General features: G+C 71.9%; 22 protein-coding genes. 12 read left to right on the forward strand and 10 right to left on the reverse strand.

The window, feature by feature from the left end:
* Nucleotides 1-240 precede the first annotated feature (240 nt).
* Together AB0A94_RS27705 and AB0A94_RS27710 are read left to right on the forward strand one after the other, a co-directional pair.
* The gene (locus AB0A94_RS27705) at nucleotides 241-801 is read left to right on the forward strand and encodes a SigE family RNA polymerase sigma factor (protein ID WP_361748713.1); all 561 of its coding nucleotides are present in this window, start codon (nucleotides 241-243) and stop codon (nucleotides 799-801) included.
* A complete protein-coding gene (locus tag AB0A94_RS27710) occupies nucleotides 798-2,027 on the forward strand; it encodes a WD40 repeat domain-containing protein (RefSeq protein WP_361748613.1) in 1,230 nt (409 codons plus the stop codon). The genes AB0A94_RS27705 and AB0A94_RS27710 overlap by 4 nt, the downstream gene beginning before the upstream one ends.
* Nucleotides 2,028-2,033: 6 nt before the next feature.
* Here AB0A94_RS27710 and dapA read toward each other — a convergent pair whose 3' ends face one another.
* A complete protein-coding gene (gene dapA / locus AB0A94_RS27715) occupies nucleotides 2,034-2,927 on the reverse strand; it encodes a 4-hydroxy-tetrahydrodipicolinate synthase (RefSeq protein ID WP_361748614.1) in 894 nt (297 codons plus the stop codon).
* Between the two features lie 130 nt (nucleotides 2,928-3,057).
* On the opposite strand from dapA, the gene AB0A94_RS27720 reads away from it, so the two are divergent.
* Nucleotides 3,058-3,474 (forward strand): phage holin family protein, encoded by a 417-nt coding sequence (locus AB0A94_RS27720; protein WP_217136232.1) that lies wholly within the window; start codon nucleotides 3,058-3,060, stop codon nucleotides 3,472-3,474.
* Complete coding sequence (locus AB0A94_RS27725; RefSeq protein WP_361748615.1) at nucleotides 3,471-3,833, forward strand: DUF3618 domain-containing protein; 363 nt, start codon at nucleotides 3,471-3,473, stop codon at nucleotides 3,831-3,833. The genes AB0A94_RS27720 and AB0A94_RS27725 overlap by 4 nt, the downstream gene beginning before the upstream one ends.
* A 119-nt stretch (nucleotides 3,834-3,952) precedes the next feature.
* On the opposite strand, the gene AB0A94_RS27730 is transcribed toward AB0A94_RS27725, so the two are convergent.
* The gene (locus AB0A94_RS27730) at nucleotides 3,953-5,779 is read right to left on the reverse strand and encodes an endonuclease/exonuclease/phosphatase family protein (protein ID WP_361748616.1); all 1,827 of its coding nucleotides are present in this window, start codon (nucleotides 5,777-5,779) and stop codon (nucleotides 3,953-3,955) included.
* Between the two features lie 184 nt (nucleotides 5,780-5,963).
* On the opposite strand from AB0A94_RS27730, the gene AB0A94_RS27735 reads away from it, so the two are divergent.
* The 4 genes from AB0A94_RS27735 to AB0A94_RS27750 all read left to right on the forward strand — a co-directional run bounded on the left by AB0A94_RS27735 (nucleotide 5,964) and on the right by AB0A94_RS27750 (nucleotide 11,008).
* Complete coding sequence (locus AB0A94_RS27735; protein ID WP_361748617.1) at nucleotides 5,964-7,403, forward strand: hypothetical protein; 1,440 nt, start codon at nucleotides 5,964-5,966, stop codon at nucleotides 7,401-7,403.
* 145 nt (nucleotides 7,404-7,548) lie between these two features.
* Complete coding sequence (locus AB0A94_RS27740; protein ID WP_361748618.1) at nucleotides 7,549-9,006, forward strand: alkaline phosphatase PhoX; 1,458 nt, start codon at nucleotides 7,549-7,551, stop codon at nucleotides 9,004-9,006.
* A 547-nt stretch (nucleotides 9,007-9,553) separates the two neighbouring features.
* On the forward strand, nucleotides 9,554-10,327 hold the full coding sequence (locus tag AB0A94_RS27745) for an LAGLIDADG family homing endonuclease (RefSeq protein ID WP_361748714.1): 774 nt from the start codon (nucleotides 9,554-9,556) through the stop codon (nucleotides 10,325-10,327).
* Between the two features lie 126 nt (nucleotides 10,328-10,453).
* Nucleotides 10,454-11,008, forward strand: coding sequence for a helix-turn-helix domain-containing protein (locus AB0A94_RS27750; RefSeq protein ID WP_361748619.1), 555 nt, complete (start codon nucleotides 10,454-10,456; stop codon nucleotides 11,006-11,008).
* 52 nt (nucleotides 11,009-11,060) lie between these two features.
* Here the strand turns inward: AB0A94_RS27750 and AB0A94_RS27755 are convergent, their stop codons facing one another.
* The 7 genes from AB0A94_RS27755 to AB0A94_RS27785 form a co-directional block, all read right to left on the reverse strand.
* Nucleotides 11,061-12,251 (reverse strand): TerD family protein, encoded by a 1,191-nt coding sequence (locus AB0A94_RS27755; RefSeq protein WP_361748715.1) that lies wholly within the window; start codon nucleotides 12,249-12,251, stop codon nucleotides 11,061-11,063.
* 241 nt (nucleotides 12,252-12,492) lie between these two features.
* Nucleotides 12,493-13,482: a zinc-dependent alcohol dehydrogenase family protein gene (locus tag AB0A94_RS27760; protein ID WP_361748620.1), complete on the reverse strand. Its 990-nt coding sequence runs from the start codon at nucleotides 13,480-13,482 to the stop codon at nucleotides 12,493-12,495.
* A complete protein-coding gene (locus tag AB0A94_RS27765) occupies nucleotides 13,479-14,330 on the reverse strand; it encodes a carbohydrate ABC transporter permease (RefSeq protein ID WP_361748621.1) in 852 nt (283 codons plus the stop codon). The genes AB0A94_RS27760 and AB0A94_RS27765 overlap by 4 nt, the downstream gene beginning before the upstream one ends.
* The gene (locus AB0A94_RS27770; protein ID WP_361748622.1) at nucleotides 14,327-15,268 is read right to left on the reverse strand and encodes a sugar ABC transporter permease; all 942 of its coding nucleotides are present in this window, start codon (nucleotides 15,266-15,268) and stop codon (nucleotides 14,327-14,329) included. Before AB0A94_RS27770 ends, AB0A94_RS27765 begins: the two co-directional genes overlap by 4 nt.
* A complete protein-coding gene (locus tag AB0A94_RS27775) occupies nucleotides 15,265-16,638 on the reverse strand; it encodes a sugar ABC transporter substrate-binding protein (RefSeq protein WP_361748623.1) in 1,374 nt (457 codons plus the stop codon). The genes AB0A94_RS27770 and AB0A94_RS27775 overlap by 4 nt, the downstream gene beginning before the upstream one ends.
* A gap of 88 nt (nucleotides 16,639-16,726) precedes the next feature.
* The gene (locus AB0A94_RS27780; protein ID WP_361748624.1) at nucleotides 16,727-17,497 is read right to left on the reverse strand and encodes a DeoR/GlpR family DNA-binding transcription regulator; all 771 of its coding nucleotides are present in this window, start codon (nucleotides 17,495-17,497) and stop codon (nucleotides 16,727-16,729) included.
* A 277-nt stretch (nucleotides 17,498-17,774) separates the two neighbouring features.
* Nucleotides 17,775-18,584, reverse strand: a complete 810-nt coding sequence (locus AB0A94_RS27785) for an NAD(P)-dependent oxidoreductase (protein ID WP_361748625.1) — start codon at nucleotides 18,582-18,584, stop codon at nucleotides 17,775-17,777.
* 242 nt (nucleotides 18,585-18,826) lie between these two features.
* Here AB0A94_RS27785 and AB0A94_RS27790 point away from each other — a divergent pair, with 242 nt between their 5' ends.
* Nucleotides 18,827-19,768 (forward strand): 5-dehydro-4-deoxyglucarate dehydratase, encoded by a 942-nt coding sequence (locus AB0A94_RS27790; protein ID WP_361748626.1) that lies wholly within the window; start codon nucleotides 18,827-18,829, stop codon nucleotides 19,766-19,768.
* Nucleotides 19,765-20,928 carry a hypothetical protein gene (locus AB0A94_RS27795; RefSeq protein ID WP_361748627.1) on the forward strand — a complete coding sequence of 388 codons (1,164 nt, stop codon included), beginning with the start codon at nucleotides 19,765-19,767 and terminating at the stop codon, nucleotides 20,926-20,928. The genes AB0A94_RS27790 and AB0A94_RS27795 overlap by 4 nt, the downstream gene beginning before the upstream one ends.
* Nucleotides 20,929-21,178: 250 nt before the next feature.
* Here AB0A94_RS27795 and AB0A94_RS27800 read toward each other — a convergent pair whose 3' ends face one another.
* Nucleotides 21,179-22,378 carry an MFS transporter gene (locus AB0A94_RS27800; protein WP_361748628.1) on the reverse strand — a complete coding sequence of 400 codons (1,200 nt, stop codon included), beginning with the start codon at nucleotides 22,376-22,378 and terminating at the stop codon, nucleotides 21,179-21,181.
* Nucleotides 22,379-22,527: 149 nt separating this feature from the next.
* Here AB0A94_RS27800 and AB0A94_RS27805 point away from each other — a divergent pair, with 149 nt between their 5' ends.
* Nucleotides 22,528-23,124, forward strand: coding sequence for a TIGR03086 family metal-binding protein (locus tag AB0A94_RS27805; protein WP_361748716.1), 597 nt, complete (start codon nucleotides 22,528-22,530; stop codon nucleotides 23,122-23,124).
* A 163-nt stretch (nucleotides 23,125-23,287) separates the two neighbouring features.
* Nucleotides 23,288-24,046 (forward strand): MBL fold metallo-hydrolase, encoded by a 759-nt coding sequence (locus AB0A94_RS27810; protein WP_361748629.1) that lies wholly within the window; start codon nucleotides 23,288-23,290, stop codon nucleotides 24,044-24,046.
* Nucleotides 24,047-24,070 lie beyond the last annotated feature (24 nt).

Genomic DNA, 24,070 nt, shown 5'->3' on the forward strand with positions numbered 1-24,070 from the left:
CGCCGGTGTCGGGGGGCTCGACCGATTCTGGCGTACTACCGGGGTCCTGGCAGACTGCGGACCCGCCGGCCCTGCCCTGTGTGCGATCGGGGACCGCGGCGCGTGAGAACGTGCCGCGGTCCGGACCGCCTCTTTTTTGTGTTTCCGCTGTGCGGTGGCATAGCGGGAGGCACCCGCGCGCGTCCCTAGGGGAGCGGGGAGCGGACACAGGGCCCGCCCCCGGGGGAAGAGAAGGTGACGATGGATGCCCAGGCGCAGGAGAGTTTCCGGGAGTTCGTGGCGAACCGGTCGCCCGCGCTGCTGAAGACCGCGGTCCTGCTGAGCGGCGGCGACCGGCACGCGGGCGAGGACCTGCTGCAGAACGCGCTGATCAAGGCGGCGGGCCGCTGGCACCGCGTCGACGAACCCGAGGCGTACGTACGGCAGGTCCTCTACCGGCAGCAGATCAGCCGGTGGCGGCTGAAACGGCGCGGGCGGGAACTCAGCGTGGCCGAGCCGCCGGAACCCGGCGCGGACGGGAACGCCGCCTCGGCCGACGCGGAGCTGCGTCTGCTGATGCGGGGCGCGCTGGCCCGGCTGACCGCGCGCCAGCGGGCCGTGCTGGTGCTGCGCTACTTCGAGGACCTGCCCGAGGCCGAGGTGGCCCGCATCCTCGGCTGCTCGGTGGGCACCGTACGGTCCACCACCCACCGTTCCCTGGCCCGGCTGCGCGCCCTCGCGCCCGAACTGCGCTCCCTCGGCCCGTCCGGGGCCGGGGGACGGCCGTCCGGTGACTACTCGCCCGTGGAGGTGCGGTCGTGAACGTCGACGAACTCGTGCGTGACGCGTTGCGTGAACAGGCGGCGGAACTGACGGCGCCCGGACCGGGGTTCGCCGATCGGGTGCTGGCGGCACGGCGGCGGCGCCGCGTGCGCGGGCTCGCCGCCGTGGCCGCCGCGACGGCGGCCGTGATCGCGGTCTCGGTGGGAGTGCCCGCGCTGTACTCCGGCGGGGAGGGGGCGCGGCCCTCGGGCGGCGGGGTGGAGCAGGGCGGGATCACCGCCCGGGCCGGTCAGTCGCCGCCGCGGGACCTGCTGGCCGCCGGGGAGGTGGCGATGGCCGCGTACTTCACCACCGAGAAGGTGCGCCTGGCCGAGGACCGCAGGACCTCCGAGCGCACCTACTGGCTGCTCGACCCGGGGACCGGGAAGTACGAGAAGGACGACCGGTGGTCGTTCGTCGCCGTGGCCCCCGGGCTGCGGACCGCGGCCGTGCTGGAGCGGGAGCTGCCCGCCGGGCGCATCGGGCTGCTCGACCTCGCCAGCGGCGAGGTCGAGCGGTGGATCCCGGTCGAGCACGAGGTCGCGGGCCTGGCCTTCTCCCCGGACGGCCGCAAGCTCGTGGCGACGACGTACGGCGAGAATCCCGATGTGCAGTACCGGACCGAGAACCCCGACGGGACGGTCGGCGGATGGCAGATGCGGGAGATCTCGTCCCGGAACGGGTTCCAGGTCATCGACGTGGCCTCGGGGACGGGGTCCTGGACCGAGGTCGGGACCAACGACGACCCGATGAGCCCGGCGGGCCTCATCAACTCCCGCCAGGACTTCGCCTTCAGCGCCGACGGCCGCTTCGTCTGGGCGGGGCGGATCTCCGTGGAGATCCCCCTGGACTACTTCGACCTCGACGGCGACGCCGTCGCGCCCCCGCCCCGCGAGGCGCACCGGGTCTGGCACGTCGACGCCGGCCTGTCGCCGGACGGGCGCAGGCTCGCCGGTGACTTCGCGGGGAAGTCACGGAAGACGTCCTCCTGGATCCTCGATCCCCGCACCGGGGAGCAGGTCGCCGAGATCCGCGGGCAGCAGCTGCTGGCCTGGGCCGACGACGACTCGCTCGTCGCCTGGGACATCGGTGCCGACGGCGACGAGTTCCACCAGCGGCTGGTGCTGGTCACCGTGGGCAGCGACAGGACGGTTCCGCTGAGCGGGTTCCGGTCGCCGAAGGACGACACGAAGGGGCGGTGGGAGCCGGTGTTCGCACGGCGGTGAGGTGAGTCAGGCGGCCGTCAGACCGTCGTACACCGCTCTGAGCCCGTCGGCCGTCTCCCGGTCGGCGGGCCTCAGCGGTGGGCGGGGCGGGCCCGCGGGGAGGCCCAGGGCGGTGAGGAGGGCCTTCGCGGTGACCGTGCCGGGGAGGCCGTTCGCCAGCACGGCCTCGATGAGGGGGGTCATCCGCTGCTGGAGGCGCGCCGCGCGGGCCGTCTCGCCGGCGTCGAAGGCGTCCAGCACGGCGCGTGGATGCCCGGGGACGACGTTGGCGACCGTGCTGACACAGCCGGCGCCGCCGACGGCGTAGAGGGCCAGGTTGTGTTCGTCGCAGCCCGCGTAGTACGCGAGGCCGGTGCGGGACATGACCTTCTGGGCGGCCAGGAAGTCGTAGGAGCAGTCCTTGACCGCCTGGACGCGGGGGTGCTCCGCCAGACGGAGGAGGGTGTCCGGTTCGATGCGGACGCCGGTGCGGGACGGGATGTCGTACAGGACGAGGGGGAGGGCCGTGGCCTTCGCGACGTCGAGGAAGTGGGCCTCGATCGCGTCCTGCGGGGGCCTGCTGTAGTACGGGGCCGGCACCAGGAGGGCGTCCGCGCCGGCCTGCTCCGCCTCGCGGGCCAGTCGTGCGGTGTGGAGGGTGTCGGGGGTGCCGACCCCCGCGACGATCGTCGCCCGGGTGCCGACGGCTTGGCGCACCGCCCTGATGAGGGCCGACTTCTCCGCGTCGGTGGTGGTGGGGGACTCGCCCGTGGTGCCGGAGAGGACCAGGCCGTCGCAGCCGTGGGCGACCAGGTGGTCGGCCAGGTGCTGGGCGCCGTCCGGGTCGAGTGCGCCGGTGGGGGTGAACGGGGTGATCATCGCGCACAGGGTGCGGCCGAGGGGCGGGGTCCTGGAGGTCATGGGGGTAGTGTCCACCGGTCGTTTGTGAAGGTCCACTTAAACGTGGTGTCGGGTATGGGTAAGCGTTGCTTTATGGATAGCGCCGGGGCGGTGGGGGTACTCGGGGTCCCGACCCGAGAGGAGGCGCATCGTGACCGGAACCATGGAGCGACGGCCGGTTCGTGACGAGCACAGCGTGGGTGAACTCGTCGGGCAGGCCACCGAGCAGATCTCCCGGCTCGCACGGCAGGAAGTGGCCCTCGCCAAGGAGGAACTGGCGGAGAAGGGGCGCCGTGCGGGGCGCGGCGGCGGGATGCTGGGTGCGGCGGGAGCCTTCGGCTACGCGGGGCTGCTCGCGCTGGCCGGCACGGGTGTCGCCGCGCTGGACCTGGTGCTGCCGCTGTGGGCGGCGGCGCTCATCGTCACGGGGCTGCTGTTCGCCATCGCCGGTGTGCTCGCTCTCGCCGGTCGCGGGCAGTTGCGCCGGGCCACGCCGCCCAAACCCGAGCGGACCATGGGCAGCGTGAAGGCCGATGTCGAGGAGATCAAGGGAAGGGCGCACCGATGACGCACGAGGTGAGGCGCGCGGGGGCCCGGCCGGGGACCCATGTGGACGCGAAAGCGGAGGCCGCGGCGACGGGGCGGGGGGCCAAGGGGCCGGACGAGCTGCGGCGGCAGATCGAGCGGACCCGGCACGAACTCGGCGACACCGTCGAGGAGCTGGCCGGGAAGATGGACATCAAGGGGAGGGCGCGGGCGCGGGCGGAGGATCTCCGGGACCGGGCCGGGGCGATGACCGTGCAGATGCGGAGCAGTGCGGCGCACGCCGGGCAGGCCGGCATGCGGTACCGCAAGCCGGTGGTGATCGGCGGTGCGGTGGTCGCGGTCGCCGTGGGTGCGGTGATGGTGCGGCGCCATCGTTGTTGAGGCGGCGCTGCCCGCGGCGCGGCGTTCGGCCGAGGGGCGCGCGGCGCCCCCGACCGGTGGGCGGGGCGGTGAGGGGACGGGGTGCCGTCCCCTCACCGTCGTGGGCGGCCACGCGTGTGCTACGGCCGGAAGCGGAGCACCTGCGGGTCGTGGTCGCTGATCTGGTCGTGGAACTCCGCGTTGATGTGCACGCTGTCGTACGCGAAGGTGCCGCGGCGGATCGACGGGCTGATCAGGATCTGGTCCAGGGCCTGGCTGTTGCCCTGGTAGACGTACGAGTAGCGCTCGCTCCGGGGGAGGGACTTGATCGCCGACCAGAGGGTGCCCCGGCCTTCGAGGAGCTCGGTGGTCCGTGAGAACTCGAAGTCGTTGATGTCGCCCAGGGCCACCACGTCGGCGTTCTTCTGGGTCTCGAGGATCTTCGCGGTGAAGTCGTGGACCGCCTTCGCCTGGAGGTGGCGCTGGGTCTCCGAGCTGCGGGACGGGGGCTGGTACTGGGCGGTCAGGCCCTGGTCGCCGCCCTTCGACGCGAAGTGGTTGGCTATGACGATGACCGTGCGGCCCCGGAAGGCGAACTCGCCGGCGAGGGGCTTGCGGCTGTTGTCGAAGGCCTCGGAGGCCGGGTCGATCCGGCCCGGGGAGAGGGTCAGGGCCGCCTTGCCGCGGACCTTCGTGACGTCGGTGGCCGTGGTGGCGTCGCCGCCCGCGCGGTCGGTGAACGAGACCCGGGCGGGGTTGAAGAGGAAGGCCTGGCGGATGTTGCCGCCCGGTTCGCCGCCGTCCTGCTTGTCGGCGGGGTCGACGGAGCGCCAGTCGTAGCGGGGGCCGCCCGCCGCCTCGATGGCCTCGATCAGCCTGGTCATCGTCAGATCGGCGGCGACCGTGCCGTCGTCGGTGGCGCCGTTGTTGTCCTGGATCTCCTCCAGGGACACGATGTCGGGCGACTTGAGGTTGTCCACGATCGCGGCGGCGTGGGCGGCGAAGGTGTCGTCGGAGGGGTCGAGGTTCTCGACGTTGTAGGTGGCGACGGCCAGTTCGGTGCCGCGCTGCGCGCGGGTCGTCTCGCGCTGGAGATCCGCGCTCTCGAGCGTGCCCAGCTTGCCGGCCACAAGGGTGTAGCCGCCGTACTGGTTGTAGTCCAGGGGGCCCTCGGTGGTGCCGGTGAGGGTGTCGCCGACGTTCGCGTCGGGGAAGTCGGACGCCTTGCCCAGCGACTGGATCTGGAGACGGCCGGTGTTCTGGGCGTCGTAGGAGCCGTAGACCGTGCCGCCCCGGTGGTTGCGGTGCTCGTGGGGCTTCACCGTGACCCAGAGCTCGGTGTACGGGTCGGTGGCGCCCACCACACGGGCGTCGGAGACCTGGACGTTCATGCCCTCCAGGGACTCGTAGAAGTCCAGGGCGTACCGGGCGGGGCGCAGGGGGAGCGCGTTGATCGAGCCGCCTGCGGCGGGGTCGCCCGCGGGGGTGTAGGCGGCGGGGACGGAGCGGGCGTCGACGGTGGTGGCGGCCGGGAGCGGGTTGCCGCTGGAGGTGACCGTGAACGTGGGGCGGGTGATCTGCGTCAGGGACTGGTTGCCCGAGGACGTGCCGCCGGGGACGTACTCCGAGACCGTGCCGGAGACGGTGACGGCGTCGCCGACCGCCACACCCTTCGGGGTGGAGCCGGTGAAGACGAAGACGCCCTCGCTGGTGGCCGGATCGGCGTCCGGGGCGGGGTCCTGGATCCAGAAGCCGCGGGACGAGCCGTAGGTGCGGACGCCGGTGACGACGCCGGTCACGTCGGTGACCTGCTCGCCCGCCAGCGGCGAGGTACGGGTGTCGCCCTGGACGTCGTGGATGCGCACGGTGTCGGCGTGCGCGGGCGACGTGAGGACGACGGTGGATGCCGCGGAACACACGGCGGCGACGGTGAGCGCGGCGAGGCGCGCGGACGACTTGCTCGGCAAGGGATTCCCTCCGGGAACGTGTGACCCGCCCATTTCTACGCGCGTCAATCTCCAGCCAGGCCGGGTCACTTGTCAAGGTTTCGGCCATGTCCGGCGGCTGAAGGGGAGATGAAGCGGGCGGCATGGGTGGAAATCCGTCTAGGCTGAGCGGCTGAGTCGTTAACGGGCCTAGGAGAAAAAGCCGATGTCAGACAGCTCCATCCTGCCGCCCGCGCGGCTGCGTCCCGAAGCGGAGCTGGCGCGCGACGCCCTGTCCACCCCGGTGCTCTCCCGGGCCGCCAGGCTCGCCCGCTGGGCCGGGCCGGACACCAGGGTCGACGCCGGCGGCGGGCTCGTCGACGAACAGGTGCCGGCGGCCGCCGCCGAGCTGGGGCTGACCGGGGAGGACGCCGCGGCCGACGCCGGTGAGGCCTGGCGCGTCGCCGTGGACGCCGGGCTCGTCGAGGTGGCCGACGAGGAGGAGGGGACCGTCGCCGCGGGGGCCGCACTGGCGCTGCTCACCGGCGGTTCGCCGCAGGACGTGCTCGGGGTGTGGCTCACGGCCCTGGAGACGGTGCTCGGTGACGCGAGCGTTCCGGACCTGGGCGGACTGGTCGACGCCATCGCCGAGGGGGAGGGGTCCGGAGAGCTCGATCTCGACGCGCTGGACTGGAACCCGGAGGCCGAGGCGGAGTTCCTGGACGGGGTGCTCGGCAACCTCTACCTGCTGACCGTGGGCGGGGAGGGCGTCGAGGGCGCGATGGTGCCGTTGCCCGGGCTGGCCGCGTCGGTGATCGTGCCCGATGACATGGCCGAGCCCACCAACGACGTCCTGGAACAGGTGTCCGACGCGATGATGCGGCTGGACGACCAGTTCCGGATGCTGGAGCCGGTCGGGCTGGTGGAGTACCGGCCGGTGGACGAGGCGCTGATGGCCGACACCGACGAGGAGCCCGCCGCCGCGCCGGTCGACGACACCGACGTCTCCCGGTACGGCATGGTCCGGCTGACCCCGCTCGGGCTGTACGGGCTGCGCGCCCGGCTGCTGGAGGCCGGGTTCGAGGCGCCCGCGGTGGGCGACCTCGTGGACAAGGGCGCGGACGCGCTGCTCGACGGCACGGCCGTCTTCCCGCCGGCCGCCGCCCACGCGGAGACCGAGCAGTGGCTGGCCCGGCGCGAACCGCTCGCCTCCGCACGCGAGTTGCTGGCGGCGGCACGGGGAGCGGACGAAGGCGCGCCGCTGCGGCGGCTGCGGTGCCAGCAGGCGCTGTCCCTGGTCGGCGCCTCGGCGGAGCCCGCGCTGCGGGAGGTGCTGGACGACCCCGAACTCGGCGGCCTGGCCCGGGTGTGGCTGGCCGAGCACGGGGCGGCCGACGTACCGCCGCCGTCCGAGGCCCTGATCTTCTGGCTGACCGTCGACACGGTCGCCGCCCAGCTCGCCGCCGAGGGCAACTCCGAGGAACTGCGCTCCCTGGTGGAGGGTCTGGCGCGGCAGCACAGCGGCTTCTTCGACACGGCCTGGCGGGTGGAGCACCCGGCCACCGCGGACGTGCTGGAGGCCATGGGGCGGCTGCACCCCGACAAGAGGATCGCGAAGGAAGCACGGAAGGCGGCGTTCAAGGCGCGCTCGCAGCACGGGAACTGAGCTCCGCGGCGGGACCCGTGCGGTTCACGGAAGGGAGAACCTCCGTGACCTCCGGCGTTCAGCCGGCGTTCAGGCATGGGCGGGAGCGTGGCGGGCGCACGAGGTTCGCCACCCTCCACGGCCCAGCCACGTCACAGGAGACAGCATGTCGCTCACCCGCAGGGACTTCGCCAGAACGTCCGCGATCGCCGGCGCCGGTGTCGCGCTGACAGGCAGTGTGGCCGCCCTCGCCTCCGCGCCCCACGCCCTCGCGACCGCCGACACCGAGAGCGCGGACGAAGACGCCGGGGAAGCGGCGGAGCGGCACGGCGGGGTCGGGTACGGGCCGCTCGTCGCGGACCCGGACGGACTCCTTGCCCTGCCCGCCGGGTTCACCTACCGCGTCCTCACCCACACCGGCAGGACCCGGCTGGAGTCGGGCGAGTTCACGCCCGCCGAGCACGACGGCACGGCCGCCTTCCCCGGCCCGCGCGGCAGCACCCTCCTGGTCAACAACCACGAGATGGACGGCCCGCGCGACGAGGTCGAGTTCCCCGTCCCGCTCACCGAGGGCCTCGTCTACGACCCGGCCGCGCCCGGCGGCTGCACCGTCGTCGAGGTCCGCCCCGACGGCGGCGTCGCCGAGTGGGTCGGCATCGCCGGCACCGCCAACAACTGCGCCGGCGGCAGCACCCCCTGGGGCACCTGGCTCACCTGCGAGGAGAACTCCGACCGGGCCGGCGAGAACGGCATGACCAAGGACCACGGCTACGTCTTCGAGGTCGACCCCGCCGACCGGCGCGCCAACCGCGACCCCAAGCCGCTGAAGTTCTTCGGCCGTTACGACCACGAGGCCGTCGTCATCGACACCAAGCGCGGCCACGCCTACCTCACCGAGGACGCCGACGAGCCCAACGGCCTCTTCTACCGCTGGACCCCGCCGGAGGGCTTCCGCTACGGCCCCGGCACCCTCCGCACCCTGGCCGACGACGCCGGCGTCCTCCAGGCGCCCAAGTGCTACGACTCCGGCGGCCGGTACGTCGACGACCTCTCCCGCGCCACGAGGACCGGCACGGTGTACGGCGTCGACTGGGTGGACGTGCCCGACCGCGACGCGCGGACCGTCGACGTGCGCGAGCAGTTCGGGGAGGGCGAGGTCACCCGCGCCCGCAAGCTGGAGGGCATGTGGTGGGGCGACGGCGGGGCGTACATCGTCTCCTCGTACGCCCGTGAGGAGAGCCCCGTCCAGCACGACGGGCAGGTCTGGTTCTACGACCCCAGGCGCCGCACGCTGACCCTGAAGGTCCTGCTCGGCGTCAACCGGGACCCGGCCAAGGACGGCTCCTTCGACGGCCCGGACAACATCACCGTCTCGCCGTACGGCGGCCTGATCATCGCCGAGGACGGCGAGGGCGTGCAGCACCTGTTCGGCGCCACCGACAGCGGACGCACCTACCCCATCGCCCGCAACGAACTCAACATCGGCACCGAGGAGGAGCCGGAGTTCAGCGAATTCACCGGCGTCACCTTCTCGCCCGACGGGAAGACCCTGTACGCCAACATCCAGGAACCCGGCATCATGCTCGCCATCACGGGTCCGTGGAAGCGACAGAAGAAGCGGTAGCTCCTGTCGCTCGAACGAGTGGCCTGGTCGGCATCACCCATCGGTATCTCTCGTTTCGTCATAGCGTTCGCATGTCACACTGATTGCGGAACTTTGGCGGGAGGGGACGCTGGAGGAGCGATTTCTTCCAGGAGTGGCAGAAGGGTCTCGCGTATGGCTTCCTGATGGATCGACGAGGAAGATCGAAGAAGTTGTCGGGAATCGCCTTTCTGTACTTTCGTACGACAAGGAGTGGGATACCAGGCCGGTCCGGTATGGAGCCAATCAGGGTTCGAGGGATCATACGGTCGGTGAACTCATTTCTGCGGTTCCATCTGTTTGGTGTCCTGCTCTCGTGGGGGAAGCTCACAGCGTTTCCTTCGTGTCGGGGCGTGTACTCGTCGCCGGGCCTGACCAGCGATGGGTGACTCAGCGGAGGAAGGGTCGTCAGGCGTGGGAATGGAAGCAGACTTCCTCTCTCACGGCTGGCGATCGGGTTCCGTTTCCACTGACCGCAGCACAGTTCGAGGTGGGAGGAAGTGAGTGCGAAGGCTACTTCGTGGGCGCGATGCTCGGCGATGGTGGCATGACGTCGTGCACTCCTGAATTCCACGGTGACCCGCATGACGGTGCTGTCGCGTTCATGAAAGGATTTGCCGCCGCGCGCGGGTGTGAGGTACGGGAGATCCCGCAGGGAAAGATCGTGCGTTTGCGGTTCCCGTTCATGGCTGGACGCCGTAATCCAATGACCGAGTGCCTCCGTAGTTACGGAGTATGGGGTCAGCGGTGTGAGCGGAAGGCGTTGCCGCATGATGCGCATGGCCGAGATTTCTGGGTCGGATGTCTTTCAGGGCTTATCGACACTGACGGTTGTGTGCGTGAGCGGATTAACCAGCGAGGCACGCTGCATGGTTCTGTTGAGTATGCGACAGTTTCGCTCGAAATGGCAAAGGATATGTCCGACTTACTTTTGCGATTCGGTGTCGCTAATCGTGTTCGGGCTGTGTACAGACAGCAGAGTGGTGACCGCTACATCAACGGATACGCCGTTTCGTCTCGAAGGCCGATACACTTCGTCGAAGTTACGCGTGCCGTTGCGCTCGTGCGTCTGGCTGGTACTCTGCGACTTCGCATCGGGTACAAGGCGAGAAAACTGGAAAAGGTGGCACAAGTTGTTGGTCACGTAAAACCGGCTCGCAGTGAAATGCATGGATACGACGAATCCGTGTCTTTGGACAGGGTGAAAAGTGTCCTGCCGGCCGGTAGCAGGCGTCTCTACAGCGTCAAGGTGAACAGGTCCGGGCTCTTTGTGGTGAACGGCCTTGTGATCGGCGCAGCGTAGACGTCGGCCCGCCCAGCTTGAGCAGAGGTGGCTGGCTGTAAGCGATAGGGCCGTGCTTGTACGGAGTCCTTCCCGTGCCGTCATCGGTAGGGTACGGGGAGGGTTCCCGGGGGTGAGGAGTGGGTGATGGCGCAGGTCAGGTCCATGCGCGCGGACGCCCGCCGCAATCGCGAGCTGCTGCTCCAGGCCGCGGTGGAAGCGTTCGCCGCGCACGGTGAGGGCGCCTCGCTCGACGACATCGCCAAGCGGGCGGGCGTCGGTTCCGGCACGCTCTACCGGCACTTCCCGACCCGTCAGGCGCTGCTGGAGGCCGCGTACGTCGACCGCATCGAGTCGATCGCGGCCCGCGCCGCCGAACTGGCCGGGCGGCTGCCGCCGGGCGAGGCGCTGGTGGAGTGGCTGAACGAACTCGGCGCCGGGATGCTCCGGATCCGGGGGCTGCGGGCGCTGCTGGGCGCCGCCGTCGGGGACGGCGGCACGGAGTGCTGCGATCCGCTGAAGGGCGCGGTGGACCGGCTGGTCGGGGCGGCGCGGGAGGCGGGCGCGCTGCGGCGCGACGTCGAGCCCGTCGATGTGCTGCGGCTGGCCCACGGAGTGGCGACGGCCTCGGAGCTGGCGGGCGGGGAGGGCACGCAGATCCGCCGCTACCTGGGGTTGCTGATGGAGGGGCTGCGGGCGTAGGGCCTGTCCGGGCGCCCCCTGGGCGGGGGCGCCCGACGGCTCGCCCGCGTGGTTACAGCGCCTGGCCGGCCGGCTTCACCATCCCCCGTACCGTGCGGGACTTCACGAAGTCGCCCATCGCGGTCATCTCCCACTCGCCGGAGTACTGCCGGATCAGCTTCGCCATCATCACGCCCGTCTGCGGTTCGGCGCCGGTGAGGTCGAAGCGGACCAGTTCCTCGCCGGTGGTGGCGTCCATGAGACGGCAGTACGCCTTGGCGACCTCGGTGAACTTCTGGCCGGAGAAGGAGTTGACCGTGAAGACCAGGCCGGAGACCTCCTGGGGGAGGCGTCCGAGGTCCACGGTGATCACCTCGTCGTCGCCGCCGCCCTCGCCGGTGAGGTTGTCACCGGAGTGCCGGATCGCGCCGTTCACGATCTGCAGCTTGCCGAAGTAGCAGCTGTCGATGTGGTTGCGCTGCGGGCCGTAGGCGATGACCGAGGCGTCGAGGTCGATGTCCTTGCCGCGGTAGGCCGGTTCCCAGCCGAGGCCCATCTTGACCTGGGAGAGCAGCGGGCGGCCGCCCTTCATCAGGGAGACGGTCTGGTTCTTCTGGAGGCTGACCCGGCCCTTGTCCAGGTTGATCTTCCCGGTGCCGGGGGCGGCGGCGGGCGGGGCCGGGGGTGCGGGCTGGGCGGCGGGGGCCGCGGCCGGCACGGGGGGTGCCTGCGGGGGTGCCGGCTGGGCGGCGGGGACGGCGGGGGCGGCGGGTTCCTCGACCGTGACGCCGAAGTCGGTGGCGATGCCGGCCAGGCCGTTGGCGTAGCCCTGGCCGACGGCGCGGGCCTTCCAGGCGCCGTTGCGCAGGTAGATCTCGACGACCACCAGCGCCGTCTCGGTGCCGAGGGCCGGGGGCGTGAAGGTGGCGAGGACCGTGTTGTCGTCCGCGTTGCGGAGGGTGGCGGTCGGTTCGATGCCCTGGAAGGTCTGGCCGGCGGCGTCGGGGCTGGCGGTGACGACGATCTTCTCGATGCCGGGGGGTACGGCCGTGGTGTCGACCGTGATGGCGTCGGGGGCGGTGCCGCCGCCGGACCGGTAGGTCACGCCGGGGCCGGCGGGCTGGTTGTAGAAGATGAAGTCGTCGTCGGAGCGCACCTTGCCGTCGGCGGTGAGCAGCAGGCCCGATACGTCGAGCCGCACGGGGGCGGCGACGTCCACCGTCACGCGGACGGTGGAGAGAGGGATGTTCGAGCCGGGGGTCATAGCTGTCATGCCTGAGTGAACGAGCGAGGGCGTTTTACCGTTCCCTTACCTCGGCCCGATCGGACCAGTGGGTTTTCCTCGCCCCCGCCGCCCCTTCCCGTTCCCGTCCCGGGGGCGCTGCCCCCGGACCCCCGCTCCTCAGACGCCGGAGGGGCTGACGTTCAGCCCCTCCGGCGTCTGAAGAGCGAGGTCTGGGCGGAGCCCCAGGTCGGGACGGGAAGGGGCGGCGGGGGCGAAAACCCTACGGAACCACCACGATCTTCCGCCCCACCCCTGCCGCGAACTGCTCCAGCGCCTGCGGGTACCGGTCCAGCGGGACGCGGTCGCTGATGAAGACGTCCGGGTCCAGCACGCCGTTCGCGAACAGCTCCGCCGCCCGCTCGTAGCTGTGCAGCACGGCCATCGAACCCGTGATGGTGATCTCCTGGTTGTAGATCCGGTACGGGTCGATCTGCACCCGCGTCGCATAGTCGGCGACACCGAACTGGAGGAACGTGCCGGCCTTGGCCACCCGCTCCAGGCCGTCCTGGATCGCCGCCGCGTTGCCGGTCGCGTCGATGACGAGGTCCCAGCCCTGGGGGCGGTCCAGCTCGTCCGGGGTGGCGGCCGACGCCGAGACGCCCAGCTTCCGGGCGGTCTCCAGACGGGTCGGGTTGAGGTCCACCATGTCCACGCTCGCCGCGCCGGTGCGCTTGGCCAGCTCCAGCATCATCAGCCCCATGGTCCCGGAGCCGTAGATCAGCACATGGGCGCCGAGGCGGGACTGGAGCACGTCGTAGCCGCGCACCGCGCAGGAGAGGGGCTCGATCAGGGCCGCGTCCTGGGTGCGGACGTGCTCGGGGAGCTTGACGCAGTTCGCCACCGGGGCCTTCGCGTACCGGGCCGCGCCGCCGGCCGTGGTGACACCGATCGCCGCCCAGCGTTCGCAGAGGTTGTTGTGGCCGTTGCGGCACTGGCGGCACTCGTAGCAGTAGAGGGAGGGGTCCACCGCGACCTGGTCACCGACCGCCACCTCCGTGACCTGGGCGCCGACGGCGACCACCTCGCCGGCGAACTCGTGCCCCGGCACGATCGGGAGCTTCGGGGCGAACTCGCCCTGGAGGATGTGCAGGTCCGTGCCGCACAGACCGCAGGCCGCGACCTCGACGACGACGTCACGCGGCCCCGGCGTCGGGTCGGGGACCTCGGTGACGACGGCCTTGCCCACGGACTCGATGACGGCGGCCTTCATTTCACTGCTCCCAACGACAGGCCCTGGACGAGTTTGTCCTGGGCGGCGAACCCCGCGGCGAGCACCGGCAGGGAGATGACGAGCGACGCGGCGCACACCTTGGCCAGGAACAGGCCCTGGCTGGTGATGAAGCCGGTCAGGAAGACGGGGGCGGTCTCGGCGACCACGCCCGTCAGGACCCGGGCGAACAGCAGCTCGTTCCAGCTGAAGATGAAGCAGATGAGGGAGGTCGCCGCGATGCCGGGGAGCGCGATGGGCGCGACCACCCGGGCCAGGATCGTCGGCAGCTTCGCGCCGTCCACCCGCGCGGCCTCGATGATCGCGACCGGCACCTCGGCGAGGAAGGACTGCATCATCCACACCGCGATCGGCAGGTTCATGGAGGTGTAGAGGAGGACCAGCAGCCAGATGTTGTCGAGCATGTCCGTGTTCTTGGCGAACAGGTAGATCGGCAGCAGGCCGGCCACGACGGGCAGCATCTTGGTGGAGAGGAAGAAGAAGAGGACGTCCGTCCACTTCTTCACCGGGCGGATGGACAGCGCGTAGGCCGCGGGGAGGGCCAGCAGCAGGACCAGGAGCGTCGAGGCGACGGACGCGACCGTGGAGTTGATCAGGGCCGGCCAGGGGCTCGCGCCGCCGCCCGCGCCGAAGAACTCGCGGTAGCCGTCGAGGGTGAGGGCGGCGGTGAAGGACGGCGGGTTGGTGGCCGCGTCCGCCTCGGAGTGGAAGGACGTCAGGGCCATCCAGGCGATGGGCAGGAAGAACACGATTCCGGCCAGCCAGGCGACCAGACCAAGACCCGCTCCGTTGCGGAACCGGCCGCGGGTGCGTACGGCGATGCTGCTCATGCGCGGGACACCTCCTCGCGGAACAGGGACGACACCACGCGCAGGGCGAAGGTCGCGATGATGATCGAGCCGATGACGACCAGGACGCCGGCCGCCGAGGCGAGGCCGTTCTCGTGGGCCTGGTAGAAGGTCTGGTAGACGGTGTAGGGCAGGTTGGCGGTGCCCAGACCGCCGGACGTGATCGTGAAGACCGCGTCGAAGTTCTGCACGATGTAGATCGAGCCGAGCAGGGCGCCCAGTTCGAGGTAGCGGCGCAGGTGGGGCAGGGTCAGATGGACGAAGATCTGCCAGTCGCTCGCGCCGTCGACCCGGGCGGCCTCGAGCTGCTGCTGGTCCCGGCTCTGCAGTCCGGCGAGCAGGATGAGCATCATGAACGGGGTCCACTGCCACACCAGCGAGGCCTCGACGGCGAGCAGCGGTGTGTTGCTGATCCAGTCGGGCTGGGGGCCGCCGACGTAGTGCAGCAGACCGTTGAGGAGGCCGTACTCCGGGTTGTAGAGGACGTGCTTCCACAGCAGGGCCGCCGCCACCGGGACCACCAGGAACGGGGCGATGAGCAGCGTGCGGACGATGCCCCGGCCGCGGAACTTGCGGTCCAGCAGCAGGGCGAGGAGCAGTCCGAGGACCAGGCTGGCGAGCACCACCGCGACGGTCAGCAGGATCGTCGTCCAGACGGACTTGCGCAGCGCCGCGTCGGTGAGGACCTCCTGGTAGTTCTCGAAGCCGGCGAAGTGCCGGGCGTCGGGATAGAGGGAGTTCCAGTCGAAGAAGGAGATCACCAGCGTCGCCACGAAGGGCAGCTGGGTCACCGCGATCATGAAGATCAGGGCGGGCAGCAGCGGGGCCCGGGTGGCCCAGGCGCGCAGCCGGGCGGAGGGTGGGCGGGGGACGGAGCGTGTCTCCGGTGCGGCCACGGGGGCCGTCGTCGTGGCGGTCATCGGCCCTCGTACTCCTCGGAGATCTCTTCGGCGAGCTGCTGGGACTTCTTCAGGGCCGACTCGACGGACTGGCGTCCGGCGATGGCCGCGCTGATCTCCTGGGAGACCTTGGTGCCGAGGTCGGTGAACTCGGGGATGCCGACGAACTGGATGCCGGGCGCCGGGCGGGGCTGGACGCCGGGGTCGTCGGGCCGGGCCTGCTCGATGGCCTTCTTGGTCATCTCCTGGAAGGCGGCGGCCTCCGCGCGGTAGGCGGGGTTGGCGTAGGTGGAGGCGCGCTTTCCGGCCGGGACGTTCGACCAGCCGATCTCGTCGCCGACCAGCTGCTCGTACTCCTTGCTGGAGGCCCAGGAGACGAACTTCCAGGCGTTGTCGGGGTTGCGGGAGGCGTGCTGGATGCCCCAGGCCCAGGTGTAGAGCCAGCCGGAGGACTCGGTCTTCTCGACGGGCGCGGGGGCGTAGCCGACCTTGCCCTTGACGGGGGACCCGGCGGCCTCCAGGGAGCCGGCCGCGGAGGTGGCGTCGTACCACATGGCGACCTTGCCCTGGGTCATGTTGTTCAGGCACTCGGCGAAGCCGGCCTGGGGTGCGCCGGACTCGCCGTGCTCGCGCACCAGGCCGACGTAGAACTCCACGGCCTCCTTCCACTCGGGGGAGTCGAGCCGGGCCTTCCAGTCCTTGTCGAACCAGGTGCCGCCGAAGGTGTTGACCACGGTGGTCAGCGGTGCCATGACCTCGCCCCAGCCGGGCAGTCCCCGCAGGCAGATGCCCTTCATGCCGGGCTCGGCGCCGTCGAGTTCGGCGGCGAGGCCGGCCACCTGCCGCCAGGTGGGCTCGGCGGGCATGGTCAGGCCCTCCTTCTCGAAGACGTCCTTGCGGTACATCAGGAAGGACGACTCGCCGTAGAAGGGCTGGCCGTAGAGCTTGCCGTCGTCGCCGGTGAGGGACTGGCGCATCGGCCCCAGCACGTCCTGCTCGTCGTAGGCGCCGTCCTTCGCGACATACGGGTCCATCTCGCGCAGCCAGCCGTTGCGGGCGTAGATGGGGATCTCGTAGTTGGACAGGGTGGCCACGTCGTACTGGCCGGCCTGGTTGGCGAAGTCCTGGCTGATCTTGTCGCGGACGTCGTTCTCCGGCAGCACGGTGAAGTTGACCTTGATGCCGGTGTCCTCGGTGAAGTGGTCCGCGGTCAGCTTCTGCAGCTCGACCATCTGCGGGTTGTTGACCATCAGGACGTTGATGGAGTCACCGCCGGATCCGGCCCCGCCCGCTCCGACCCAGCAGCCGGAGAGCAGCGGGGCGAGCAGCGTCCCTGCGGCGACCGCGGCGAGTGTGGCTCGCGGTGGCCTCCGTCGGCTCTGGGTTCGCATGGATCGCTCCTGGACGTGTAGGGAGGTAACGGGCACGACGTGGTGCGGGTCGGCCCGAGGGGGACGTGAAACGGTGTGCTGATGTGGTTCAGACCCGGATGACCTGCGGTCCGAGCAGGGAGTAGCGATGGGCCTCGGCCGCCGGGAGCAGGGTGCTCGTGACGATCGCCTCCAGCGCGCCGACCTCGGCGAACCGGCAGAAGCTGACCGCCCCGAACTTGGTGTGGACGCCGGCGAACACCACCCGGCGGGAGGCCCGGACCGCCTGCGCCTTGACCTCGCTGACCGCCGGGTCGGGCGTGGTCAGTCCGTGTTCGCGGGAGATCCCGTTGGCGCCGATGAACGCCAGGTCGATGACGAAACCGGAGAGCATCCTCGTCGTCCAGTGGTCGACGGTGGCGAGGGTTCCGGAGCGGACCCGGCCGCCGAGCAGCAGGACGGACGTGGTGCCGGTCCCCGCGAGCGCGCCCGCGACCGGCAGGGAGGCGGTGACCACGGTGAGCGGCCGGTCGGTGGGCAGGGCCTCGGCGATGAGCTGGGGGGTGAAGCCCTCGTCGACGAAGACCGTCTCGGCGTCCCCGAGCAGCTCGGCCGCGGCGGCCGCGACCCTGCGCTTCTCGGGGACGTGGCTGGTGGCGCGGAAGGCGAGCGTCGTCTCGAAGCCGGCGCTCTCCACGGGATAGGCGCCGCCGTGGGTGCGGCGCACCAGACCGTGGTCCTCCAGGGCGCGCAGATCCCGCCGTACGGTCTCCTTCGCCACGCCCAGGTCGGCGGCGAGCGCGCTGACGTCGACCGAACCGGTGGTGCGCGCCACCCGTACGATCTCCCGCTGGCGCTCTTCGGCCGTCCTGTTGCTCATGGCCGGACTCCCGCTTCCTGATCTCGCTGCCCGTTCGGGCCCGGTGGGACCCATGCAGGAAGTTGTACAGGGGGCTTCCGGCGCTGACCAGGTCTGTTACGGGCCCGTTCCTGCCCGGTTGTGCCCGTTCGGCTCGCCTCGCGCCAGGCTCGGACCTGGGAGGGCGCGGGGGAACGGGTGGGAGCGGGCAGCGCGGATGCCCGGATACGGCGGCGGGCGGGCCCGTTCGGTGCCCGCCCGCCGTGGGTTGCGTCGATTTTCCGCCCGAGTTCCGCCGTCAGTACGGCCAGACGGGCGGGTCGGTGACGAAGTGGCCGCCCAGGCGGGCGTGCGCCGGGTTGTCCGGGTCCAGCTCGCCCTGCTCGGCGATCAGCTTCTCGGCGTACGGCTCGGAGTCGTCCTGCGGGTCGTAGCCGAGCGCCCGCGCGGAGGTGAGGTCCCACCACAGCCGGGTGTTGGCGGAGGAGCCGTGGACGACGGTGTGGCCGACGTTCTCGGCGGTCAGGGCGGCGTGGAAGAGACGGGCGCCGTCGGCGGGGCTCATCCACACCGAGAGCATCCGCACGCTGGTCGGCTCGGGGAAGCAGGAGCCGATGCGCACGGAGACGGTCTCGACGCCGTGCTTGTCCCAGTAGAGCTGGGCGAGGTCCTCGCCGAAGCACTTGGACAGGCCGTAGAAGGTGTCGGGGCGGCGCGGGGTGTCGACCGGGATGAGGGGGTCGTCGCCCTGCGGGCGCGGGGTGTAGCCGACGGCGTGATTGGAGGAGGCGAAGACGATGCGGCCGACGCCCTCCTCGCGGGCGGCCTCGTACAGGTTGTACGTGCCCTCGATGTTGGCCTTCAGGATCTTCTCGAACGAGGCTTCCAGGGAGATGCCCGCGAGGTGGATGATCGCGTCGACGCCGCGGACCGCCTCGCGCACGGCGTCCCGGTCGGCGAGGTCCGCGACGATCGCGTCCGGCTCGCCGTCGATCGGGCGCAGGTCGAGCAGGCGCAGGTCGTAACCGTGGTCCGGGAGCAGGCCCCGCATCAGCGTGCCGAGGCCGCCGGCGGCGCCGGTGAGCAGAACGGTGCGGGGAGCGGGCATCCTCGGGTCTCCTTGCCTCGTCGACCGCGTCACCCTTACACATGGGCGCACGATGTTCATATTCTTGGACACGCTAAGGAGGCAGGGCGCGGCGCGTCAAGTATTCCGCGACTTCCTGCGGAACGGAAGAATTCGCTGGTGTGTGGCGGGTTGCAGCGCTTGACCGGGGTCCCCGGGGCATCTTAGCGTGGACATGTTCAGAGATATGGACGTGAATCAGGAATGTGGACCTGGGAGAGCTTGTGACGTCAGCCCCTCTCGCCGCCCGACTCGGTGTCCCCGGCGGGCCGTTGTTCTTCCCGGTCACCGCCTACGGACCGGACGGCTCCGTCGACCTCGACACCTACCGGCTCCATGTGCGGCGCGGGGTGGAGGCCGGGGCCGCCGCCGTGTTCGCCTGCTGCGGCACCGGTGAGTTCCACGCGCTGACGCCGGAGGAGTTCGAGCTGTGCGTGACGGCGGCCGTGGAGGCCGCCGGGGGGCGCGTCCCGGTGGTCGCGGGCGCCGGGTACGGCACCGCGCTCGCGGTCCGCTACGCCCGCCTCGCCGAGCGCGCCGGAGCGGACGGGCTGCTCGCGATGCCGCCGTACCTGGTCAGGGCCGCGCAGGAGGGACTGCTGCGGCACTACCGGCAGGTGGCCGCCGCGACCTCCCTGCCGGTCATCGTCTACCAGCGCGACAACGCCGTCCTCACCCCCGGGAGCGTCGTCGAACTGGCCCGCACGGAGGGGATCGTCGGCTTCAAGGACGGCCTCGGCGACCTCGACCTGATGCAGCGGATCGTCAGCGCCGTACGCGCCGAGGGCCCCGGTGACTTCCTGTACTTCAACGGGCTGCCGACCGCCGAACTGACCCAGCCCGCCTACGGAGGCATCGGTGTCACCCTCTACTCGTCCGCGGTGTTCTGCTTCGCTCCCGAGATCGCCCTCGCCTGCCACACGGCCTTCCGCACCGGCGACACGGACACCGCGCACCGCCTGATCGACGGCTTCTACCGGCCGTTCGTCGAACTGCGCGACCGGGGCAGCGGTTACGCCGTCTCCCTCGTCAAGGCCGGCGTGCGCCTGCGCGGCCTCGACGTGGGGGAGGTGCGGCCGCCGCTGCACGAACCGGCCGGGGATCATGTCAAGCAGCTCGCTCGGCTGATCGAGCGGGGACACGCGCTGCTCGAGGAGGGCCAGTGAAGGCGTCGGCGTTCGTCTACCCCTGGGACGTCAACGGGGACCCGGAGGCACCCGCGCGGATCGCCGCGCTCGGCACGGCGCAGGTGACGCTCGCCTCCGCCTACCACTCCACCCGCGCGCTGACCCCGCGCCACCCGCGCCACCGCGTCGTCACCGCGGAACACGCGGCCGTGCTCTACCCGGCGGGCGACCGCTGGTCCGGCCGCGTCCCGCGCCCGTACCCGGCCGGGGACTGGGCGCCCGGCGACGCCTTCGGCGAGGCCGCCGCCGCGCTCGCGGACGCGGGCCTCGAGGTGCACACCTGGGTGGTGCTGGCGCACAACTCCCGCCTCGGCGTGGAGCATCCGGACACCTCGGTGGTCAACGCCTACGGCGACCGCTACCCCTGGGCGCCGTGCGTCGCCCAGCCCGCCACCCGCGCGTACCTGACCGACCTGGCCGCCGAGGCGGCGGTACGGCCCGGAGCGCGCGGCACCGAGCTGGAGTCCCTCGGCTGGTACGGACTGGCCCATCTGCACGCCCACGACAAGACCGCCGGGGTCGGGCTCGGGGACGCCGGGCAGTACCTGATGTCCCTGTGCTTCTGCCCCTCCTGCCGGGAGGGCTACGGGGCGCACGGCCTGGACGCCGACGAGCTCGCCGCCGCCGTACGCGCCGCGCTGGAACCGGTGTGGCGGGGGGCGCCCTCCGACGGGGGCTGGGCGGGCGTCGGGAAGCTCCTCGGCGAGACACCGGCGAACGCCACGCGTGCGTGGCGCGACGCGACGGCCCGCACACTCCAGGAGGCGGCGGTCCGGGCCGTACGGGAGGCCGCGCCCGAGGGCTTCCAGGTCCTCCTGCACGCGGACCCGGTGTCCTACCACTGCGGCGCCAACGCCGGCGTCGACCCGGCGCACATCCTCTCCGTCGCCGACGGCGTGGTCGTGCCCTGCACGGGGGGCGCCGGCCTGCTGACGCCGTTCGCGGGGGAGGCCCGCGCGGACACCGTCCTGGCCGCCAACTTCACCGTCGTCTCCGGGATGGGCGGCAGCCCCGGCACCCTCGCGGCCGACGCCGCCGAAGCCCGCCGTCTGGGTGCGACGGAGCTGCGCCTGTATCACGCGGGGCTGGCGTCGGACGGGGACCTGGAGGCGGTGCGGGCGGCGCTGGCCGGGCTCTGAGGCGCCGGGGGCGTGACGGTGCGGGGGTCGGGCCGGGGGGTGTGTTGCGCAGCCCGGCGTTTGCGGGGTGCCTCCCCCACCCTCGGCCGCGCTCGAGCAGGAGGTACCCCCACCGCCCACCCTCCCCCACCCTCGGCTGCGCTCGGGCGGGGGGACCCCCATCGCCCTGGGGGCACCTCCCAGGACTTTTAAGGCACTGGGGGAGGCACGATCGCCCGCAGCTGCGGCGGCGCGGTCGGTCGCAGTTGTGTCATGCCGGGGTGGGGTTCGGCCGGTGGGCGAGGAGTGTTGCCGCCGTTGCCGTCAGGGCGCAGCCGAGGGCGGCCAGGAGCAGGCGGTGGTCGAGGAGTTCGACCAGGGCCGCGCCCGCCGCCAGGCCGAGCACGTTCGGCGTGTACACCAGGGTGTTGGCGGTGGCGGTGACCCGCCCCAACAGCGGGCCCGGGGTCTCGTGCTGCACGGCGGTGAGCGTGGCGATCAGTACGGCGGGCAGCCCCGCGCCGATCGCCGCGCTGCACCCCCACGCCAGCGGGTCGTCCGGCACCGCGCGCAGCGCCACCGCCACGGCCAGCAGGGCGATGCCGTACGCCGCGAAGCGCCGGGCGCCGAGGCGGCGCAGGGCCGGACCGGAGAGCAGGCCGACCGCCACCGACCCCGCGCCCTGGACGGCGTACAGCACACCGGCGTACGCGGGGGAGTGGCCGAGGGCGTCGACCACGGCGTGGACCAGCGCCCCGCTCAGGCCCGCGCACAGCATCGTGGCGCCGCCCGCCAGCACCAGCGGGCGGAGCACCGGATGCGCCCACAGATGGCGGGCACCCTCGGCCGTCTGCTTCCGGCGGCTGCCCTTCGGGGGCGCCGGCCGGTCCTCCCGTACCCGCAGGAACGCGTACACCACCGCGGCCAGCAGGAAGGTGACCGAGTCCAGGACGGCGACGGCCGCCCCGCCGTACGCCGCGTAGAGGCCCGCGCCCGCCAGCGGGGCCAGCAGTTTCATGCCCTCGTTCGCGGTCATCCGCAGGCCGTTGAAGTCGCCGAGCAGGGAGCGGTCCACGGCGGTGGCGAGCAGCGCCGACTCGGCCGCGTCGTGGACGACACCCGCCGCGCCGTACACGAACAGCACCGCGTACAGCAGCCACAGCCCGCGCGGTGAGCCGACGGCGCAGAGGGTGAGCAGGAGCCCCGCCATGAGCAGGCTCGCGGCGATCAGCAGCGGCCTGCGGCGGAACCGGTCGGCCAGGGTGCCCAGCAGCGGGCCGGCCAGGGTGGGGGCCCACATCGCCAGCAGGCACAGGGCCGCGAGACCGTCCGAGCCGGTGAGGTCCTTCACCCACACACCCGAGGCCAGCCACAGCGCCGAGGTGCCGAAACCGGAGACCACCACCCCGGTGAGGCAGAGGCCCGCATTGCGGTCCCGTACCACGCGGGCCACCGTCCAGGTCGTCGTCATGCCTGCTCATCGTGGGCCTAAGGACCCTGCGTGGGGATCGGGCAGGTGCCTTGGAAGGAGGGCCGCCGAGCGATGAGTTCCGCGGGGCCGGCCGGTCTGTCTCCCAGGAGCACCGTCCATGAGGAGCACCGTCCATGAGGAGCAACCCGATGACCGACATCCCCCTCGACCTCGGACCGCAGGCCCGGGTCGTGGCGCGCCTCGCCGAGGGCGTCACCGACGAACAGCTGGCGGACGGGACCCCCTGCCCGCGGTACGCGGTACGGAACGTGCTGGGCCACCTCCTCGGGCTGGCCGTGGCCTTCCGGGACGCGGGCCGCAAGGACCTGGGCGCCACCACGGACACCAGCCCGGAGGCCGCCGTGCCCGACATCGGGCCCGGCTGGCGCGAGGAGCTGCCCAAGGCGCTCGACGAACTCGCCGAGGTCTGGCGGGACCCGGCGGCCTGGACCGGCATGACCCGCGCCGGCGGCGTGGACCTGCCCGGCGAGGTCGCCGGCGCCGTCGCCACCGACGAACTGGTGGTCCACGGCTGGGACCTGGCCCGCGCGACCGGACAGGCCTACGCGCCCGACCCCGCCGCGCTGGAGGCCACGCACACCTTCCTCCTGGCCGCCGCCGCCGAGGATCCCGACCGGGCCGGCGGCATTTTCGGCCCCGTCGTCCCCGTCCCGCCCGACGCCCCGCTCCTGGACCGGACGGTCGGCCTCAGCGGCCGGGACCCGGGCTGGACGAGGTCCGCGTAAAGGACGAGGCCGCGTAAAGGACAAGGCCGCGTAAAGGACGAGGCCCGCGTAAAGGACGAGGCCCGCGTAAAGGACGAGGCCCGCGTGAAGGACGAGGCCCGGTAAAAGGCGAAGCCCGCGTAAAGCAGGCGCGCGGGCCGAGGGCGCCTCATAGCCTCCCCGCATGACTTCCGATCTCACGCTCACCGTCCTCGGCACCGCCTCCCCGCACCCCGGCCCCGACCGCCCCAGCTCCGGGTACCTCCTGCGTGGTGGTGGCGCCGAGGTGTGGGTGGACGCGGGGTTCGGGACGTTCGCGGAGTTGCGGCGGCACACGGATCCGGCGCGCATCGACGCCGTATGGATCTCCCATCTGCACGCCGACCACAGCGCCGATCTGCTCGCCGCCGTGTACGGCCTCGCGTACGGCGGGCTCACCCCGCCCGCGCCGATCCCCGTCCACGCGCCGGCCGACTGCGCCCAGCGGCTCGCCGGGTTCCTCGGGCGCCCCGACACCGGTTTCCTCGGCGGCGTGTTCGACTTCAGGCCCCTGCGCGACGGGCAGACCGTCCGGCACGGCGGCCTGGCCCTCACCTCCACCGCGGTCGTCCACGACGTCGAGGCCTACGGGCTGCGCGCCGAGTGCGCGGGGCGGGTGCTCGCCTACTCCGGGGACAGCGGACCGTGTGACGCCCTCACCGGACTCGCCCGCGACGCCGACCTGTTCCTCTGCGAGGCGGACATCGACGAGCATCGCGAAAGCGAACAGGTGCACCTGACGCCCGAGGACGCCGGTGACACCGCCCGGCGGGCGGGCGTGCGCGAACTCCTCGTCACCCACGTCGGCCCCGCGCTCACCCCCGAGGCGGCGGCCGGCCGGGCCGCCTCCGCCTTCGGCGGACCCACCGCCGCCGCCCGGGAGGGCCGCACGTACGCCGTGTGAGGCAACAGAAACTTTCTGTGTCAG

The organism is Streptomyces sp. NPDC044984, assembly GCF_040646935.1.
In the GTDB taxonomy this organism is placed as follows: domain Bacteria; phylum Actinomycetota; class Actinomycetes; order Streptomycetales; family Streptomycetaceae; genus Streptomyces.

Excerpts from the sequence above, each read along its gene's own strand:
- AB0A94_RS27705 (WP_361748713.1), top strand. The coding sequence starts at position 241 with ATGGATGCCCAGGCGCAGGAGAGTTTCCGGGAGTTCGTGGCGAACCGG.
- dapA (WP_361748614.1), bottom strand. The coding sequence starts at position 2,927 with ATGACCTCCAGGACCCCGCCCCTCGGCCGCACCCTGTGCGCGATGATC.
- AB0A94_RS27725 (WP_361748615.1), top strand. The coding sequence starts at position 3,471 with ATGACGCACGAGGTGAGGCGCGCGGGGGCCCGGCCGGGGACCCATGTG.
- AB0A94_RS27735 (WP_361748617.1), top strand. The coding sequence starts at position 5,964 with ATGTCAGACAGCTCCATCCTGCCGCCCGCGCGGCTGCGTCCCGAAGCG.
- AB0A94_RS27740 (WP_361748618.1), top strand. The coding sequence starts at position 7,549 with ATGTCGCTCACCCGCAGGGACTTCGCCAGAACGTCCGCGATCGCCGGC.
- AB0A94_RS27745 (WP_361748714.1), top strand. The coding sequence starts at position 9,554 with ATGCTCGGCGATGGTGGCATGACGTCGTGCACTCCTGAATTCCACGGT.
- AB0A94_RS27750 (WP_361748619.1), top strand. The coding sequence starts at position 10,454 with ATGGCGCAGGTCAGGTCCATGCGCGCGGACGCCCGCCGCAATCGCGAG.
- AB0A94_RS27755 (WP_361748715.1), bottom strand. The coding sequence starts at position 12,251 with ATGACCCCCGGCTCGAACATCCCTCTCTCCACCGTCCGCGTGACGGTG.
- AB0A94_RS27760 (WP_361748620.1), bottom strand. The coding sequence starts at position 13,482 with ATGAAGGCCGCCGTCATCGAGTCCGTGGGCAAGGCCGTCGTCACCGAG.
- AB0A94_RS27765 (WP_361748621.1), bottom strand. The coding sequence starts at position 14,330 with ATGAGCAGCATCGCCGTACGCACCCGCGGCCGGTTCCGCAACGGAGCG.
- AB0A94_RS27770 (WP_361748622.1), bottom strand. The coding sequence starts at position 15,268 with ATGACCGCCACGACGACGGCCCCCGTGGCCGCACCGGAGACACGCTCC.
- AB0A94_RS27775 (WP_361748623.1), bottom strand. The coding sequence starts at position 16,638 with ATGCGAACCCAGAGCCGACGGAGGCCACCGCGAGCCACACTCGCCGCG.
- AB0A94_RS27780 (WP_361748624.1), bottom strand. The coding sequence starts at position 17,497 with ATGAGCAACAGGACGGCCGAAGAGCGCCAGCGGGAGATCGTACGGGTG.
- AB0A94_RS27785 (WP_361748625.1), bottom strand. The coding sequence starts at position 18,584 with ATGCCCGCTCCCCGCACCGTTCTGCTCACCGGCGCCGCCGGCGGCCTC.
- AB0A94_RS27800 (WP_361748628.1), bottom strand. The coding sequence starts at position 22,378 with ATGACGACGACCTGGACGGTGGCCCGCGTGGTACGGGACCGCAATGCG.
- AB0A94_RS27805 (WP_361748716.1), top strand. The coding sequence starts at position 22,528 with ATGACCGACATCCCCCTCGACCTCGGACCGCAGGCCCGGGTCGTGGCG.
- AB0A94_RS27810 (WP_361748629.1), top strand. The coding sequence starts at position 23,288 with ATGACTTCCGATCTCACGCTCACCGTCCTCGGCACCGCCTCCCCGCAC.